Below are 17,309 nucleotides of genomic sequence, written 5' to 3'. Positions count from 1 at the left end.
GAAGCTGCGCTCACCGCATCGCGGCGGGCGGCGCGTCGAAGAGGCCGAAGCGATCTCCGTCGCGGGTCTGGGTGGGGCGGGCGGGGCCGGCCGGGGCGGCGGCTCCCTCGGCCTGCGCGATGGTTCCGACCGCGGGGGGCGGCAGGCCGTCCTGCGGGCTCGCCCGGTCCGAGCCGTTCCAGCTCGGCAGCAGGGCGTAGCCGTAGCGCTCGTAGGGCATCGGCCCGACCCCGGGGACCCGGCGGGCCACCAGCGGCGGCGGCCCCGCGCGGAGGTCGCGCAGGGCGTCCCGCTCGCCGCCCTTCTCGCCCGCGGGCTGGGCGGTGAAGCGCAACGGGTTCTCCGGCGCGACCGCCTGGGGGAACTCGCCGCGGCGGACGGGCAGGACCGTCTCGGGGGCGGCCGCGGTCGGCTTCGGCACGCGGGGCGCGGCCGGCCGGGTCAGGGCCGCGCGCTGGGGCGCGGGGCCCGAGCGGGGGGGCGCGCAGGGGCCCGGATCGGCGCCCTCGTCCTGCGCCGTGAACAGGAGCCCGACCACCTTCGGGAACAGCCCGTCGTAGCGGTTCACGATTTCCAGGAACTCGCGGTGGCGCTTCTGCCGGGCCAGCGAGAGGGCGTAGCCGAGGATCGCGGCCTCGCGGGGCTTCCAGGCGCTCGCCCGCTCGAACCACTCCGCGGCGGCGTCGAACTGGCAGGCATTGTAGGCGTACCAGCCGAGCGCCTGGGCGCCCTCGCCCGAGCCGGTCGCGAGGACGAGCTTGGCGAAGCGGTCCAGGCGCGGCGCCTCCAGGGGTGCCACCGGGGACTGGGTGAGACGGCGCTCCAGCAGGTCCATGTAGAGGGCCGTGTTGGTGACCGATCCCTCGCGCCACGCGAAGGCGACCTCCTCGGCGTCGCGCTCCTGCCCGACCTCGCGCAGCGAGAGGGCGAGCCCGGTCGCGACGGTGGCCCTGCCCCCGCGGGCGATCGCGCCCTTGAACCAGTCCAGCGCCTCGCGGAATTGCCGCCGCTTGTAGGCGTACCAGCCGAGCAGGCTGAACTGGTCCGGCTCGCCGAGCTTGCGCACGTGGTCGCTCAGGGCGGCGAGGTCGGCCGGATCGATCCGGCCCACCGGCTCGTCGTGCAGGATGGCGGCGATGCGGGCGCGGGTCACGTCGAGGCGCAGCGCCGCGAACTCGTTGCTCCCGTCCGCGGCCGGCTGACCGAGGGCGAGGAGCGGCTCGACCTGGCCGATCGGCAGGGTCGCCATCGCCTTCTGGATCGTCGCGAGGCGCAGGGCGGATTCCTTCTGCCCCGCCAGGATGCCCCGGTAGAGGCTCGCGGCCTGGCCGGGATCGCCGCCGCGGGCGTAGGCTTCCGCGACGAACCAGGCGATGTCGATGTCGAGGTCGCGCATCGCCTCCGGCACCGCCCGGACCCGGGCGATCACCTCCGGCCAGGCGCCCTCGCGGGCCGCGGCCTTGACCTCGCTGCGCAGCGTGCCGCGGTTGAGCTTGCGGGCGAGGTCGTCCGAGGGCTGCCAGCCGGGATCGCTCGCCTGGCGGGCCGCGATCGCGGCGCGCAGGTCGTTGAACCGGCCGGCCGTGAACAGGTCCCACATCGGGGCCTCCTCGGGCGGGCTCGGGCGGATGGAATCGAGGTCCGCCGGAACCTTCCAGTTCGGGTAGCGGCGGCGCAGGCGGGCGATCTCGGCCTGGACCCGGTCGGATTGGCGCTGGGCGGCGTAGAAGCGCAGCGCGCTCTCGTCGACGATCTCGGCATCCTCGGCCGGCGCGCCGTCCCTGCCGAGGATCACGGGCGCGCGCCGCTCGTCGAGCTGGATCACCCCGACCGGGGCAGTCGGAGCCTCCGCCCGCGCGGCGCCCCCGCCCGCGGCGAGGAGCGCCGCGAGCATCGCGGCCCGTCGCGACGGCGCTCCGGAACTCAGCGCCCAAGGCATGACGCGTACCTCATGTTGACGGCGGCGAGGGCCAGGAGCTGGAGCGTCGCCGGGTAGTAGTTCTGCGGCGAGGTCGGGTCGGGAAGGGCGGGCGGCAGCGAGGCCGTGCCGGCCGCGCAGGCGGTGAGGGCCGCGACCGCGAGGTAGCCGGGCTCCTGCATCCGCCCGACGACGTCGTTGCTCGCGGTGTCGACCACCGGCAGGCCCGAGGCGCCGACCTCGGCCCAGGCCTTCACGAAGGGGGCGTAGTAGCGGCGCTCCGCGATGCCCGCCATGGCGAGGTAGAGCGGCACCCGGACCGCGTTGTAGGAGAAGACCGGGGGGAAGCCGGCCGCCGCTTTCGGCTCGCCCCCGCGCAGCGAGGTCCACTCGACCGGCAGCGCCGCCTCCCCGAACCGCGCCCGCAGCGCGAGGTCGAGGCCGGCCGCGCTGAGCCGGGCCCAGTCGAATTCGGGCGCCACCGCGGGCAGGCGCGCCAGGGCGGGGAAGATCCAGTAGGACAGGTTGATCACCGGCCCGTCCGCCCGGTCCTCGGCCGAGAACCCGGCCATGCCCGGCAGGAGCAGGGCCGCGCCCTCGGAGCGGAACAGCACCGTGCGGCGGCCGATATCGACGGCGATGCGCCGTGCCGCGAGGCGGTAGCCCTCGTCCTGCCAGGCGTCCGCGGCCTCGATGAGGGCCCAGGCCACCAGGAGGTCGCCGTCGGTGGCGTTGTTCATGTCGGCGACGCCCGGGCGCTTGTCCGGCTCCCAGCGCCAAGCCAGCAGGGAATCGTCCCGGACCATGAGGTTGGCGCGGGTCCAGTCCCAGATCCGCTGGAAGGCGTCGCGGTCCCCGGCCGCGACGGCGAGCAGCATGCCGTAGCCCTGCCCCTCGCTGTGGCTGATGCGGCCGTTGGCCGTGTCGACGACGCGGCCCTGGTCGGTGACGAAGCGCGCCTTGTAGGCGCGCCACGCCGCCCCGTTGCCGAGGGCGTTGTGGAGCGACGCCGGCTCGCCAGTCCGGTTCTCGCCAGTCCGGCTCTCGCCATCACGGTTCTTGGCGTCGCGCGCGCGGGGCGGCGGCTCGGCGGCGCCCGGCTGCTGGGCGAGGCCGGGCCGGGCACCGCCCAGCGCGGCGCTGCCCAGGATCAGGATCGTCGCCGCGAGGCGCAGGAAGGATCTCATCGGGGGGCTCCGGTGCCGCGGTCGGGGTCGCCGCGCCGCCCCGTGCCGGTGCGCCCGACGCCGCGCAGCATGGCCGAGGTGGACAGGCCGAGGGCGGCCGCCGAGGCCAGGATGATCAGCGCGAAGGCGTTCGGATTGGACGAGAACCAGCCCGCCACGATCAGCCGGAGATTCTCGAAGCTGCGGGGCGCCGTCTCGGCGAGGATCGCGTGCCGCGCCGCGTAGGTGCGGACCGCGCCGTCATTGCCGTCGAGCACGGCCACCCGCCCTTCGAGCCGGTCCCACACCGTCGGCGCGGTCAGGCAGGTCACCGAGGCCTGCAGCGCCGCCGGGGTCGGCGCCGTGAAGACCGTGAGCGTCGCGTCGGGGTCGCGCCCCATCAGGCCCTGCCCGGCGATCAGGGAGGTGCGGGCATCCACCTCGATCTCCGCCTCGCGGACCTGCGCGTCGAGCCAGCGCGAGGCCGCCGCGACCGCCTCCTGGAGGACGGCGCCGAGCCGCGCGCCGATCCCCGCCAGGCCGTCCTCGCCCGCGCCCGCCCCGCGCAGGGAGGCGCCCCAGGAGGTGGCGAGGTCGGCGGCCTGCGCGCGCGCCGAGGAGCGCCCGCGCTGGGCCACCGCGATGCTGCGCGACGGGGCGGCCGGGAGCGCGCAGGCGGGAGGGATGTCGGAGCGCAGGCGGTCGAGGCTCAGGCCCCCGCCCTGGCCGGCCGGCTGCGGGATCTCGGCGCCGGCCTGCGCGGCCCGCCCCTGCCAGATCTGCTGCACCTGCTGCGGGTCGAGCCCGACGGTGCGCAGCAGGTCGGGATCGAGCGTGCGGACCGGCCCGACCACCACGGTCGGGCCCCGCCTCTCCGCCGCGCGCTCGGTGGCGAGGTCGAAGTCGATCGGGCGGCCCGCCGCCAGGGCGAGGCGCACCGCGATCGTGGCGGCGGCCGACATCGAGGCCCGGTCGGGTGCCGGCACGACGAGGCGCGGCCGCCGCGGCGCATCGCGATAGGGCGCGCCGCCGCCCGCCGTCGCGGCGAGGTCCGGCAGCCGCAGCGCCCGCGCCAGCCGCGGGAAGGCCACCTTGGTCTCGCCGAGGAACAGGAAGCGCTTGCGGTCCGCCTCCGCGTCGCTGCAGGCGCGGTCCGAGGCGGCGGGCAGCAGCGCCGTGACGTCGACGCGGTTGCGGCCGGGCCGCCAGCGCCCGAGCGGCAGGCCGATCTGCGCGTCGCGGAACACCTCGCCCTCGGCGCGCGGCAGCGGCGCGCTCGCCGCGTTGCGCCGGTTGACGTCGACGATCACCTGCGCCTCCGGGTCGAGGCCGGCGGCGTAGCCGCCCTCCAGCGTCAGGACGACCTTGCCGTAATCCGCCGCGATCACGTCGCTCGGCAGGACCACGTCGAAGCCGGCCCGGAACAGCCGTCCGCTGAATTCGCGGTTCTGCAGGCCGAGATCGGCGAGGCGCAGCGTCTCGCCGCCCCGGATCTCGGCGCCGCGCGCGAGGGCGAGCGCCCGCAACCCCTGCGGGCTCCCGACCGGCTCATGGGCCGCCGAGGCGGTGACCGCCTCGGCGGCGGCGTCGAGATCCGCCGGGGCGGTGCCCGGGACGATCAGGGTCGTGGCCCGGGTCGGCTGGGCCGGCAGGACGGTCAGCGGCTGGCCGCTCGCCACCTCGCCGGCCTCGACATTGGCGACCTCGCGCAGCTCGTCGGGACTCGCGACCACGAGGTTCAGGCCCGAGGGTCCCTGCTGCGCCGATCCGAACTCGACCGCCACGTGGCTGTAGCCGCCGGCCAGCGCGACGCGCTGCACGAGGCCGATGATGCGCTCGAAGGTCTCGAAGGTCGGCCGGCTGCGGAGCATCACCCGGATCGGGACGACGCCGCGCGGATCGGGCGGGACCGCGGCGAGGTCGCGCAGGCTCTGGGCGGTCCCGGTGCCCGGCGGCAGCACGAAGCCGGTCCAGGACGGGTCGACCTGGGTCCAGAGCTCGTAGGTCGCCGGCAGGCTGCAATCGACCCGGTGGCGCTGGACGGCCGCGACCGCGACGGCGTTGTAGCCGGGCCTGAGCAGGCCGGGCGGCACGTCGAACTCGACGACCCGCACGGCGCTCGGGGCGCGGATCGCCGTGCGGCCGACCACCGCGTCGTTGATGGACAGGGTGAGGGAGGAGGTCTCCGGGACCACGGAGATCGCCGCCAGGTAGCCGATGCGGAAGCGCAGGTGCTCGCGCGCCTCGGCCTCCGTCAGGTAGACGCTCCATTGCAGGCCGCTCTCCTCGCCGCTCAGGCGCAGCCCGCTCCGGCCGGCCGGGAGCGGCCGCTGCGGCAGGAGCGCGGGCGCCGGCACCGCGGCGCCCTCGGGGGCGGGCGCGGCCTCGGCCGGGCGGCCGGGCGCCGCGCCGGCCGCGTCCGGGACGGCCAGCACCTGGGGGGCGCCGCGTCCGAGGAAGCTCTGGGCGCCGGCGCCCTGGGGCAGGAGCAGGGCGAGGCCGATGAGCGAGGTGCCGGCGATCCGGCGCAGGGCGGCGCCGACCGGGGCGGCGGGGATCGGCAGGAGGTCGGGAAGGCGGGGTTGGGCGGTCATGGCGGCCTCAGCCGAGGCTCGGCTGCGAGGAGGGGTCGAGGTCGGAGCGGCGCCGGCCGCGGTTCTGGGCGAGCGTCGCGTTCTCCGCCTCCAGCATCATGCGCAGCCAGGCCGGCGTGGCGTCGACCGGGTTGGCGGGCACCGGCGGCTGCGCCTCGGGCGCGGCCGGGCGCGGCCTCGCGGGTTCCACGAAGCTGCGCCGCGGCGTCTCGGCCAGGCGCCGATGCATGCGGACCGTCTGCGGGACCGGCACCTCGGCCGGGTCCTTGCGCGCGTCCCGCGCCGCGAGGTCCGACAGGAAGTAGGACAGGGCCCGGCACGGGCCGGCGATCCCCCAGGCGACGAATTGCAGGCTGCCGGCGAGCAGGTTCTTGTGCCCGCGCCGGCGCTGCTGGAAGCGCCGCATCGCCTCCGCGTCGCCGTACATCAGGTCCGCGAGGACGAGGTAGGCGCAGGGCGTCATGTCCTCGAAGACGAGGTCGCAGACCGATTCCTCGCCCGCGAGCGCGACCCCGACCACCCGGGCCGTGATGGCGGCCCGGGCCGTGGCCTCGGGCAGGTCGGCCCGGGGCGCGACCCCGAGCGTCCCCACGCTCGCGTCGCCGTCGCGCCGCATCGGCACGATCGCGTCCATGCGGACCCGCGCGCGCTCGCGGGAGATCCGCTCGACCGCGACGTCGATGGCGAGGCCGTTCAGCGTCAGCACCGCCGGGCGCTCGACCGCGAGGGAGGGCGTCGTCTCGGTCTGCCGGCGCTCCGCCGCCGCCCCGAGCGCCGCCCCCGCGGTGATCAGGTTGAACAGGTTCCACAGGCCGACGACGAGCATCAGGTTCGTGATGCCGGGCTCGTACAGGTAGCGGTAGGTGGCCACGCCCGCCCCGAGCAGCAGGACCAGGAACACCGCCAGGAAGGGCATCGCCAGCGGCGAGAGCTGGTCGCGGTCGAGCGTCACGTTCTTGGCCGTGACGTTGAAGTGCGGCTTGCGCGGCGACAGGATGACGGACGCGGTCGCCTTGATCAGGAACAATCCCTGGACGTACTCGTAGAGCTCCGAGACGAAAGGCCAGCGCAGGCGCCCGTAGAGGTAATTCTGCATCATCAGGTTCACGGCAATGTAGGTCGCGGTGTAGGCGATCGCTTCATCGACGTTGGCCACCACGATCTTCAGGTCCAGGAAGATGTAAAGCAGGGGCGCGACCATGAAGATCAATCGCGGCACCGGAAAGAACCAGAAAGTCATGCTCGACAGGTAGCAGAGCCGCTGGATCGGCGTCGGGCCGCGCTTGAGCAGCGGGTTCTTCAGCAGCAGGATCTGCAGCATGCCCTGGCACCAGCGCGACCTCTGACCGATGAAGGAGGTCAGCGTGTCGGGCTGCAGGCCGGCGATCAGGGTCTTGTCGACGTAGACGCTGGTCCAGCCGCGGGAATGCAGCTCGAATGCGGTCTCGCAATCCTCCGTGATGGTGATGCCGGAGAAGCCGCCCGCCTCCTCGAGCGCCCGGCGGCGCAGCAGCGCGGCCGAGCCGCAGAAGAAGGAGCCGTTCCACTTGTCGAGGCCGCGCTGGGTCTCGGCGTAGAACATCTCGTTCTCCGAGGGCATGCGGTCGAAGGTGCCGAGGTTGCGCTCGATCGGGTCCGGGTTGAGGAAGGCGTGCGGCGTCTGCACGAGGAACAGCTTCGGGTCCTGCGCGAAATGCCCGATCGTGTCGCGCAGGAAGGAGCGGAACGGGACGTGGTCCGCGTCGAGCACGACGACGATCTCGCCCTGCGAGTGCTGGAACCCGTTGTTGAGGTTGCCGGCCTTGGCGTGGAGGTTGCGGCGCCGGGTCAGGTAGTTGACGCCGAGTTCCGCGCACAGCTTCTGGAGCACCGAGCGGCGGGTGCGGGCCTCGACGGCCTTGGCGCGGTTCGGATCGGAGCATTTCTGCTCCGTCCCGCCGTCGTCGAGGAGCCACACGGTGAGCTTGTGGGCGGGGTAGTCCAGGGACTTGGCGGCCGCGAGCGTGGTCGCCAGGACGTCGCTGTCCTCGTTGTAGCTCGGCACGAACACGTCGACGGTCGGCAGGGCGTCGTCGTCCGCGGCGTCGGGCGTCGCGCGCGCGATCGGGTCGGCGTTCACGACGAGGCTGATCATCAGGATGTAGAAGCAGTAGAGTTCCGCCACGAGCAGGATCATGCCGCAGACGAAGCCGGGCACGTCGCTCACGGGCGGCAGCGTGCTGGAGACGCGCCAGTAGAGGTAGCGCAGCACCACCAAACTGCCGATCGCCAGGAAGACCGACCGGGCCACGCGCCCGCGCAGGAACAGCCAGATCAGGCCCATCAGGCCCATCGCGCCGAGGCTCATCTCGAGCTGGACCTGCGTCCCGACGGGCTGAACCAGGAGCGCGAGGACGGCCATCGCGCTGGTCAGCCAGAGCGCTCGCGCGAGAATGACAGGCACGACTCTCATCTCCTGTGTGAAAACAAGACACCGACTCGGTGCTGCATTTCACAGCAATATACGAGCCAAAGTCTGACCAATTTCAGTCCACTCTCGATCGGCATCGCGGCTGTTGATAAACGTCTCCAATGAACGGTTAAATCAGAACGCCGCACGCGCTTCGACGCTGGTGTAGTAACCGCTCTTCTGAATGCGATCGAAGACGTAGCCGGCACCGAGCGAGAATTTCATCGGCCCGACGAAGAATCCGGTGAGGTGCGCGCCGACGCGCCACTGGTTGAAGAACTGGTCGCCGAGGAACGTGCCCTCGGGGCCGAGGAAGACGCCGTCCGCGACGGCGAATCCGGCGCGCAGGCGGGCGTAGTAGGCGCGGAACAGCGTGGAATAGGAGGCGTTCGCCGCGAACAGCGTGTCGACCGTCGGGTTGAGGTAGATGTCGGCGGCGACCTTCGCGCCGACGCCGGTTCCGACCACCGGGTTGCGCGGATCCGGGATCGAGAGCTCGTTGTGGCGGACATTGAAGCCGATGTAGCCGGCGACGGCGGCCTGCTGCCAGATCCACTCGTAGCCCAAGAGCGCCGACCCCTCCGCCTGGACCCCGTGGACCGTCCGGCCGGCGCCCGCGCCAGGGTAGGAATAGACGCCGTCGACGCTCTGGAGTCGGACCCGCGGGCCGCTCTCGACCAGGGTGTAGGCCGTCGCGATCGTCGCCGTGACCGCGCCGAAAGCGGAGCTGTTCGAGGTCACGGTGGCCGCGGCATCGACCGCAACGATCCAGTCATCCTGCGGGACGACCTGCTCGGCCCCCGTGTACCAATCGGCCGCGAACCCGATCTCCGGCACGGCAATCGACCCAACCAGGGCAACAATGCAGCATTTGATCAAATGATGGGCAGACACGTCGCACCTTCTGGGGCCTTGCTGCGGGTGAACCCGGCTTCGAGCGCCACAAATATTCGTTTTAATGGTTAACGAGGCGTTAAATCCTGCGGCTCTGCGCCGTTGCTCAGGCAATGTGCTGTGAACGACACAGGTCGCGGCGGCCGTCAATCGAGCGATAAGAGTCGTGCTACATGGTTCAATTCTGAGTCTTCACTCCGTATTGGCTGACTCGATCGGGCACCGCGACGGCGTGCCGGATGAGAGAGGCCGCGATCGTGGCGCCCTCCATTGCGGCGCGCGAGCCGGAAGACTGAAACAAATCCCAGAGCACGGCGGCGGGACCGCGCGGCCCGGCGAGGACGCCGCCCGGTCCGGGCGCTTTCTCAGCGGCACGCCCCTGCCCTGCCGGGCGGCTCCCCCCGGGGGCGCCGGAACCCTCAGGCGGCCCGCACGGAAGCGGCCGGAGCCTCGTCCAGCGCGCGGACGAGTTCGGTCAGGCCGAAGGGCTTGTGGAGGCTGCCGAAGACCTGCGCGTTCGCGGGCAGCTGGCCCCGTGCGCCCATGATCACGATCTCCATCGCCGGATGGGTGCGCGAGACGACGGCCGCGAGGTGGAGGCCCTTGGCGCCGGGCAGGAGGTGGTCGCAGAGCAGCAGGTCGAAGTCCCGCCGCTCCGCCAGGGCCTGGAAGGCCTGGTCGGCGGTCGCCGCGAGGGTGACCGCGTGGCCGAGCCCCGCGAGGGCGTCGGCCGTGACCGAGCGCACCAGCGGGTCGGCCTCCGCGAGGAGGACGCGCCGCGCCCGCGCGCGGGCCCCCGGGCGCGCCTGGGCGGGGGCGAGGTCGGAGCCCGGGATCCAGAGCGTGACCTCGGACGGGCCGACGCTGATCGCGCCGCCGATCTCCTCCATGAGCTGGCGCACGGCCGCGATCCCGCTTCCCTCCGCCAAGCGTCCGCCGATCGAGACGCCGATCTGCACGCCCGCCTGCTGGCGGATCGGCGCCCCGGCCGCGTCCCGCGAGGCCCCGACCACGATCGCGACCGCGTCCCCCTCCGCGAGGCAGGCGCGGATGTCGACGGCGAGGTTGAGCAGGGCGATCTCGACGTCGCGCTCGGCGCAGTGCAGCCGCGGCAGGTCGGCGGCCCTCGAGACCGCGACCGGGGTGCCGGCCAGGACCGTGCCGCGCAGGAAGGCCAGGACGTCGTCGAGGATCGGCGCGAGATCGATCTCGCCGGCCGGGGGAGCCTCCCGCCGGCTCAGCGCGAGCACCCGGCGCGTCGTCGAGGCGCCCCGCGCGGCGCCGCGAAACGCCGCCTCGAGCCAGCGCCGGACCGATTCGTCGGGGATGTGGCCCGCCCGCGCGGCCCCCACCGAGGTCAGCACGACGGTCAGGACGTTGTTGATGTCGTGCACGATGCTGTCGACGATCTCGCGGGTGAGCGGGTCCCGGCGGCGCTCCGGCGCCGGCAGCGCGCCCGCATTCTCCGCGGCGAGGCCCGGGCCCGGCGCCGGCAGCGCGGCCGCCACCTCCCGGCTGAGCACGTGCAGCCGCGTGCAGGAGACCTCGTCCCGCGCCGCCTTCGCGACGCGCAGGATCAGGCGCCGCTCGCGGGCATCGCCGTCGCCCGGGAGGATCCGGACGGCCACGTCGCGGGTGACGCCCTCGGCGGCGAGCGCGCCGCGCATGGCGCCCTCGACCAGCGCGCGGTCGTCGCCGGCCACGCGGGAGAGGATCTCGTCCAGGGCGCAGACCCGCTCGGAGGCGCCCGCGTCGCGGTCGGCGGCGGCATCCGTCCAGGCGACCTGCCCGCTCGCGAAATCCACCTCCCAGCAGGTCGCGCCGGTGACGGCGTGGATGAAGCGGAGCCGGTTGCGCGCCCGCGCCAGCGCCGCGCGGGTCTCGTGGAGCAGCCGGTCGCGGCTCTGGGCGCGCGCGGTGACCTCCGCGAGGGTCCCGGCGAGGTCGCCCAGGTCCCGCATCCAGAACCGCTCGGCGCCGAGGCCGGGCCGCTCGTCCCGGGCGGCGCCGCGCAGGCGCGCGAGGCCCCGGGTGGCGTGCCCCCCGACCATCCAGCCCAGGAGGGCGGCCAGGGCCACCACGTCCGCCAGGAGCAGCGAGCCGGCTTGCGACTGCCAGGTCGGCCCGGCCTCGCCCGGCGCCCGCGCGGCGACGAGCCAGCCGAGCCCCGCCCCCTCGGCGTCGGGGAGCGAGGCCACCGCCTCGGGGCCGCCGGCCGGGGCGCCCGCGGCGCCCTCGGATTGCAGGAGGGGCCGCCCGGTGCCGTTGAGGATGCTGAGCTGCAGCGCGCGGCCGGCCTCCCCGAGATCGGCGCGCGCCGCGTCGACGACGCTGCCGATCCATTCCGGCGTGAGCTGCACCGCCAGGATCCCGATCGCGGTCCGGTCCGGTCCCGGCACGGGCGCGCCCAGGATGGTGTTGCGGGGCGCCTCGATGCCGGCCCGGCTGCGCTCGCTGGCATCCGCGATGACGGTCCCGGCGAGGCCCCGCGCGAACCACGTCGCGCCCGACACGTGAGCGCCGGCGAATCTCCCGCTCGCCGTCGCGCGGATCAGGCCGGTCCGGTCGGCCAGGAGGATGTCCGCGTATTCGGGGTGGAGGGCGCGCCAGCGGGCGAAGTAGGCGCGGATCGCGGCGGGATCGGCCTGGGGCTGCAGCAGCGCGTTCTCGGCCGCCAGCGCGACGTCCCGGGAGACCGCGAGCACGGCCGAGGCGAGGCGGTCGGCGACGAGGCGCGCGCCGTCCCGGGCGATCTGCCCCTGCCGCGGCGCCGGCGCGTGCTCGGGCGTCGCGACGCGCAGCGCGGTGAGCCCGGCCGCGACGGCCGAGAGCGCGCAGAGCGCCGCCATCGTGGCGCGCAGGGACAGCATGCCGGACTTGTGCATCGGCGAGGGATCCGTGGGCTCGTGCTCCGCTTTGTCCGCGGCCGCTCACGCTTCGTTCAGAATGGTTAACAGCTGCTTAACTCGGGGGATTCTCTCCCTTAAGCCGTGCAAGATCCCGCTATAGCGCCGCACAGGCAACCGGATCCGCGTGGTCGTGACTGGTACGAGCAGGTCGTGCGGCGGCAGTTCGGGATCCTGGAGGTGCGGGCGATCTTGCCGCAAGGGTCGATCCCGCGATCGCCGGGCGTGCTAGGTTCAAAACCCAATCAGCTTGACCATGTGAATGGCCGCTGAGGGTGGGAGCCGGCATTCAGCCGCACGGCCGCAACGTACTGCATCGCCATCGAAAGCGGACATTCGCTGACTGGGTGTTGTGGAGCGTTCGCTATACCGCAGACATGGCATCCGAAGTGTACAGCCATAATTCATGCGATATTATCCGATAATGAATGCCTCTGAAATTTCTGAGAAGATCACCGCAAAACGTTCTCTTTCTGTTTCTGACTTGATTGCTGCCAAGGTGACACGTAGGGCAAAATGTAATTACTGCTCAATCACACGTTATAGAGGCGGGCAAATTTTTCGATTAGGAGCATCATTACCAAAATGTCCGCTGAAATTACCATTTTATTGCGGAGAAATGCTATGAGAGCACTGGTCTGGCACGGCACTGAAGACATCCGATGCGATACAGTCCCGGACCCTAAGATTGAGGATGAGCGCGACGCAATCATCAAGGTGACCACCTGTGCGATCTGCGGCTCGGACCTGCACCTCTACGACCACGTCATGCCCGGCATGGAAAAGGGCGACGTGATGGGCCACGAGTTCATGGGCGAAGTCGTTGAGATGGGCAGAGGCGTCAACGGCGCTCTCAGGAAAGGTGAGCGCATCGTCGTGCCTTTCACAATCATCTGTGGCGAATGCGATCAGTGCAAGCGCGGCTACTTCTCCGTCTGCGAACGCTCGAACCGCAACAAGTCGATCGCCGAGAAAGCCTTCGGGCACACCACCGCGGGCCTGTTCGGCTACACCCACCTCACCGGCGGCTACCAGGGCGGACAAGCCGAGTACGTCCGTGTGCCGTTTGCCGATAAGACCCACATCAAGGTGCCGGATAACCTGAGCGACGAGCAGGTGCTGTTCCTCGGTGATATCTTCCCGACCGGCTGGCAGGCCGCGGTGCAAGCCGACATCCAGCCGACCGATACGGTCGCGATCTGGGGCGCCGGTCCGGTCGGCCAGATGACACTGCGCTCCGCGGTCCTCCTCGGTGCGAAGCAGGTGGTCTGCATCGATAGCGTGCCCGAGCGCCTGGAGATGGCACGCGCGGGAGGGGCTGTAACCATCGACAACGCGCAGGAGAGCGTGATCGAGCGCCTCAATGAGTTGACCAACGGCAAGGGTCCGGAGAAGTGCATCGATGCCGTCGGCATGGAGGCGCATTCGCCGCGCGCTCTGGAACAGGTTTACGACCGACTGAAACAGGCCGTAATGCTGGAGAGCGACCGCGCCTCGGTGCTGCGCGAGATGATATATGTCTGCCGCCCCGCTGGCATCCTCTCGATCCCGGGTGTCTACGGCGGGCTCGTCGACAAATTGCCGGTGGGAGCCCTGATGAACAAGGGGCTGACCATCCGCACCGGGCAGACCCACGTGAACCGGTGGACGGATGACCTCGTCAAGCGTGTCGCCGACGGGCAGATCGATCCCTCCTTCGTCATCACTCATCGGGTTGGGCTCGAACAAGGGCCCGAGATGTACAAGACCTTCCGCGACAAGAAAGACAACTGCATCAAGGTTGTGCTCCGGCCCTGATTGGCTTTGCAGCCCGTCGCGCTGCGGCGGGTCTGCCATTCCTCTCACATTACGGCACCCATTGCGGCACCGAGGAAGTCAGCATGTCCGATGCCATGTCTCAACGGGACCGGGGTCGCGCTCCTGTGCCCTATTCTCTGCCGAGTTATCTCACCTCAGACCCGCGCCGTAGGCCAGATCCCGCAACCAGGGAACTCGCCCACGGCCTAGGCTGGTTCTCCATCGGCCTCGGCCTGACTGAACTGGCGTGTGGCGGTGCCATTGCCCGCTGGCTCGGAATGCCGCGCGCAGCCCCGGTCATCCAAGCCTACGGCGTGCGCGAACTCCTACAGGGTGCCGGGATCTTGGGCTCGCGTGATCCGACGCCCTGGATCTCGGCACGCGTCGCGGGAGACGCGCTCGACATCGCCACGGTCCTTCCTGGGCTAGAGGGCCATAATCCGCGCAAGGACAACGTGCTCATCGCCCTTGTGGCCTTGGCTGGCGTTACAGCCATCGACGTGATCTGCGCACAGAACCTCTCGGGGGCACCCCTCGCCCCGTCCCGAAAGGTCCGACAGGATTACCGCAGCCGCAGCGGCTTTCGCCGTCCCGCGCAGGCGATGCGGGGTGCGGCACGCGACTTCAAGCCGCCACCCGACATGATCCGCCCGGAGGCGATGCGTCCCTGGACGTTGACCAACGCGTGAGGCTGGAAGGATGCAAGGCTGATGCTGCCTGCTTTCGAACGGGCGTCGGGTGCGCTCGTCATGGGTCTTGTCCTCGCCGACATCTTCCTGACGGTCCTTTACGCGCGCATCGGGACAGGACTGATCGCGGACCGGGTCGCCCATCTCACCTGGGCAATCTTCCGTGCCGTCGATGAAGTCGGGCAGAAGCGGGGCGCTGTGCTCTCCTTCTGCGGCCCGGTCATCCTCATCGTCTACGTCCTGCTCTGGGCACTGGGACTGACCCTCGGAGCCGGCCTGATCATCCACCCCGCGCTCGGGACGGCCGTTCGGGCAAGCAGCGGCGAGACCCCGGCCGACTTCATGACTGCCCTCTATGCAGGCGGCAGCAGCATGGCGATCGTGGGAGCCAGCGACTTCAAGCCGGTCACAGATGCCTACCGCGTCCTCTATCTCGTGAACTCGCTCGTCGGCATGTCGGTGACGTCATTGGTCCTGACCTACGTCATGCAGGTCTACAGCGCGCTTCGGCAGCGCAACGCGCTCGGACTAAAGCTGCATCTGTTAGCGGGCGAAACCGCGGATGCGGCCGAACTCCTCGCGCGGCTCGGGTCACAGGGGCAGCTCGATTCAGGTTACAGCCACTTGGCCGACACCGCGGCGGCCATGGCCGAGATGAAGGAGACCCACCACTTCTATCCTGTGCTGTTCTACTTCCGCTTCCGGCAGCCCTTCTACTCGGTCTCGGCACAGGCATTCATCGTCCTCGACACGGTGTCACTGATCCGCAGCGGGATTGCAGACCGTCAGGCGGCATGGCTGAAGGAGGCCGCCGCCGTCGATGCAATCTGGCGCGTTGCCATGCTGCTCGTCGTCACGCTCGAAACGACGTTTTTACCCGGAGACCTGCCCGCCCCAGCCGACGTGACCAGCGCCGAGAGCGAGGCATGGCGCACCCGCTTCGCAGCGGCTCTCAGACGGCTCTCGGCAGCCGGTGTGGAGACGATGCGCAATGAGGCGGGGGCAGAGACATATCTTGCGCTGAGGGCGCAATGGCAGCCGCATATCGCACGGCTGGCACCCGCGATGGCCTACCGCATAGACGAATTTGAACCGGGTGGGGAGCAGTAGGATTTGCCTTTGCGGAATTCGCTGGACGGCCGCCGAGCCCGTTTTGCACTCCTGGCTCAGCACTCTGTAACGCTACCTGCTTGAAGCCCCAGAACTCATTACAACAGGCAACCCCGTCTGCCGTCGCTGGGAAAGACCCTCAGAGGTTCGCTGTGCCTCCACCAGCAGCCTTTCGTTGATGCCGCATCGAATAGCTTCTTGGGGTCGGAAGCAGCCCCTCGCATGGTCAAGCTGATTGAGTTTTGACCCTAAGAAAACTCTTCCTCGAAAGGTCGTGGCGTTCGACCGGGGATGGGCGCCGCGCGGCCGGGCCCGCTCTCCCGGACCGGACGCCGCGGCCGGCAGGGCCGCGAAGGCTCCCGAGGCCCGCGCGGCCTCACGTCACGGGCGCGGGCGGCGACGGGGAGCCGGCCAGCGTGTCGAAGAGCGGCTCCAGGCTCGGCAGGTCGGCCAAGTCGCGAAGGGCCAGGTAGGCGCTCTCGGCCGCCGACGGCGCGAGCGCGCGGCCCGCGCAGGCGAGGAACTTCGCCCGCCGGTCGGCCTCGCTCAGGGGCCGCTCGGGGTTGCCGACCGCGAGGTCGCGGCTGCCCGAGATCACCCGGCCGCCCTCCACCTCGATCTCCATCTCCACGGGCGCGGTGCCGATGAAGCCGAGCCGCGCGAGGCTCGGGCTCACGGTCATGCGCACCCGTTCCATCACGCGGCGGAGCGCCGGGTCGGCGAGCGTCGCGTCGTCGAACGTGTCGAGCGCGACCCGCCCGCGGACCAGGGCGGCCGCGAGGGCGAATTCCAGCGAGAACCGGGCCTCCGCCGGCGTCCGCGGCGCGTGGCAGACGAGTTCGCGCTCGGCGAGCAGGCTCGTGCCGACCCGGATCTCCCGGACATGCTCCGCCGCGATCCCGTGCGCGCGGCGCAGGTCGAGGATCAGGTCGAGGGCCGGGTGGGCGCCGCTGCAGCAGGGATAGCGCTTGTAGGCGAGCCCGCGGGCGACGAGGTCGAAGGGCTCGCCGAAGCGCACCGCGCCGGGATCGATCCGCGCCCGCGCCGCCGGCCCGGCGAAGCACGCGGCGAACCCGTCCGCGCCCTCGAAGGCCTCGGCCGAGGCGGTCACGCCGGCCATCGCGAGGGACACCGCCTCCAGGCCGCTCCGGGCGGCGAGCCCGGCGTGCAGGGGCTTGGCCTGCGTTCCGAAATTCGCCCGCAGGCCGCCGGACCGGGTCAGCGCGATGGCGAGCGCGTGGATCGTCGCGGCCTCGCCCGGCCGGCGCAGCGCGCAGGCCGCGGCCGCGGCGCCGACGGCGTAGAGCGCGGCCGTGGTGTGCCAGCCGTTGCGCGAGACCTCGGGCATGACGGTCTCGGCGAGGCGGTGGGCGACCTCGACCCCCGCCAGGTAGGCCCCGACCGCCGCGAGACCGGACGCGCCGATCTCCTCCCCGACCGCGAGGGCGACCGGCGCCACGACCACGCTCGGATGGCCGATCGTCGTCCAACTCGTGTCGTCGAAGTCGAGGGCGTGGCCCGCGACGGCGTTGCACAGGGCCGCGTTCTCCGGATCCAGCCGCAGGCGCGTGCCCAGCACCGTGGCGGACCGGCCGGCGGCGCGGGCCCGCGCCCAGGACCGCAGGTTGCGCGCGACCGGCTCCTGGGAGCCGGCGAGGGCGACGCCGACGCAGTCGGTCAGCGCCTCGCACGCCGCCGCGCGGGCGGCGCCATCGAGCGAGGCGGGATCGAGGGAGGCGAGGAAGGATGCGGCCCGTTCGAGGAGCGTCGGCACGGCGCGCCTTCC

At 71.8% G+C, this 17,309-nt stretch carries 10 protein-coding genes; 3 read left to right on the top strand and 7 right to left on the bottom strand.

All coding sequences use genetic code 11. The features are described 5' to 3' along the window. Window positions 1-10: 10 nt before the first annotated feature. The 6 genes from MET2598_RS37460 to MET2598_RS0127030 form a co-directional block, all read right to left on the bottom strand. The gene (locus MET2598_RS37460) at window positions 11-1,894 is read right to left on the bottom strand and encodes a hypothetical protein (protein WP_051086534.1); all 1,884 of its coding nucleotides are present in this window, start codon (window positions 1,892-1,894) and stop codon (window positions 11-13) included. A gap of 29 nt (window positions 1,895-1,923) precedes the next feature. Further along, window positions 1,924-3,105 (bottom strand): glycosyl hydrolase family 8, encoded by a 1,182-nt coding sequence (locus MET2598_RS0127050; protein WP_012330108.1) that lies wholly within the window; start codon window positions 3,103-3,105, stop codon window positions 1,924-1,926. Further along, window positions 3,102-5,678: a cellulose biosynthesis cyclic di-GMP-binding regulatory protein BcsB gene (locus tag MET2598_RS0127045; protein ID WP_018263001.1), complete on the bottom strand. Its 2,577-nt coding sequence runs from the start codon at window positions 5,676-5,678 to the stop codon at window positions 3,102-3,104. Before MET2598_RS0127045 ends, MET2598_RS0127050 begins: the two co-directional genes overlap by 4 nt. A gap of 7 nt (window positions 5,679-5,685) precedes the next feature. After that, window positions 5,686-8,130, bottom strand: a complete 2,445-nt coding sequence (gene bcsA / locus MET2598_RS0127040; RefSeq protein ID WP_236728821.1) for a UDP-forming cellulose synthase catalytic subunit — start codon at window positions 8,128-8,130, stop codon at window positions 5,686-5,688. Between the two features lie 132 nt (window positions 8,131-8,262). Continuing rightward, window positions 8,263-8,964 (bottom strand): cellulose biosynthesis protein BcsS, encoded by a 702-nt coding sequence (bcsS, locus tag MET2598_RS0127035; protein ID WP_018262999.1) that lies wholly within the window; start codon window positions 8,962-8,964, stop codon window positions 8,263-8,265. A 476-nt stretch (window positions 8,965-9,440) separates the two neighbouring features. Further along, window positions 9,441-11,906, bottom strand: coding sequence for a response regulator (locus MET2598_RS0127030; protein ID WP_018262998.1), 2,466 nt, complete (start codon window positions 11,904-11,906; stop codon window positions 9,441-9,443). A 645-nt stretch (window positions 11,907-12,551) separates the two neighbouring features. Between MET2598_RS0127030 and MET2598_RS0127025 the strand changes: the two genes are divergently transcribed. The 3 genes from MET2598_RS0127025 (at window position 12,552) to MET2598_RS0127020 (ending at window position 15,523) form a co-directional block, all read left to right on the top strand. Continuing rightward, window positions 12,552-13,724 (top strand): zinc-dependent alcohol dehydrogenase, encoded by a 1,173-nt coding sequence (locus MET2598_RS0127025; protein ID WP_012330113.1) that lies wholly within the window; start codon window positions 12,552-12,554, stop codon window positions 13,722-13,724. A gap of 83 nt (window positions 13,725-13,807) precedes the next feature. After that, window positions 13,808-14,413, top strand: coding sequence for a cyclase dehydrase (locus MET2598_RS39920; protein ID WP_084673939.1), 606 nt, complete (start codon window positions 13,808-13,810; stop codon window positions 14,411-14,413). A gap of 21 nt (window positions 14,414-14,434) precedes the next feature. Further along, window positions 14,435-15,523, top strand: coding sequence for a hypothetical protein (locus tag MET2598_RS0127020; protein ID WP_018262997.1), 1,089 nt, complete (start codon window positions 14,435-14,437; stop codon window positions 15,521-15,523). A gap of 376 nt (window positions 15,524-15,899) precedes the next feature. Here the strand turns inward: MET2598_RS0127020 and MET2598_RS0127015 are convergent, their stop codons facing one another. After that, entirely contained in the window at window positions 15,900-17,297 is a 1,398-nt protein-coding gene (locus tag MET2598_RS0127015; RefSeq protein WP_018262996.1) for an MmgE/PrpD family protein, read from the bottom strand. Window positions 17,298-17,309: the final 12 nt, after the last annotated feature.

Origin of the sequence: Methylobacterium sp. WSM2598, from assembly GCF_000379105.1 — a bacterium.
Lineage (GTDB): Bacteria > Pseudomonadota > Alphaproteobacteria > Rhizobiales > Beijerinckiaceae > Methylobacterium.
This window is presented reverse-complemented; position numbering and strand designations above follow the sequence as displayed.

Coding starts and splice junctions, on each gene's coding strand:
- MET2598_RS0127020 (WP_018262997.1), top strand. CDS start 14,435: ATGCTGCCTGCTTTCGAACGGGCGTCGGGTGCGCTCGTCATGGGTCTT.
- MET2598_RS0127045 (WP_018263001.1), bottom strand. CDS start 5,678: ATGACCGCCCAACCCCGCCTTCCCGACCTCCTGCCGATCCCCGCCGCC.
- bcsA (WP_236728821.1), bottom strand. CDS start 8,130: ATGAGAGTCGTGCCTGTCATTCTCGCGCGAGCGCTCTGGCTGACCAGC.
- MET2598_RS0127030 (WP_018262998.1), bottom strand. CDS start 11,906: ATGCACAAGTCCGGCATGCTGTCCCTGCGCGCCACGATGGCGGCGCTC.
- MET2598_RS37460 (WP_051086534.1), bottom strand. CDS start 1,894: ATGCTCGCGGCGCTCCTCGCCGCGGGCGGGGGCGCCGCGCGGGCGGAG.
- MET2598_RS39920 (WP_084673939.1), top strand. CDS start 13,808: ATGTCCGATGCCATGTCTCAACGGGACCGGGGTCGCGCTCCTGTGCCC.
- MET2598_RS0127025 (WP_012330113.1), top strand. CDS start 12,552: ATGAGAGCACTGGTCTGGCACGGCACTGAAGACATCCGATGCGATACA.
- MET2598_RS0127050 (WP_012330108.1), bottom strand. CDS start 3,105: ATGAGATCCTTCCTGCGCCTCGCGGCGACGATCCTGATCCTGGGCAGC.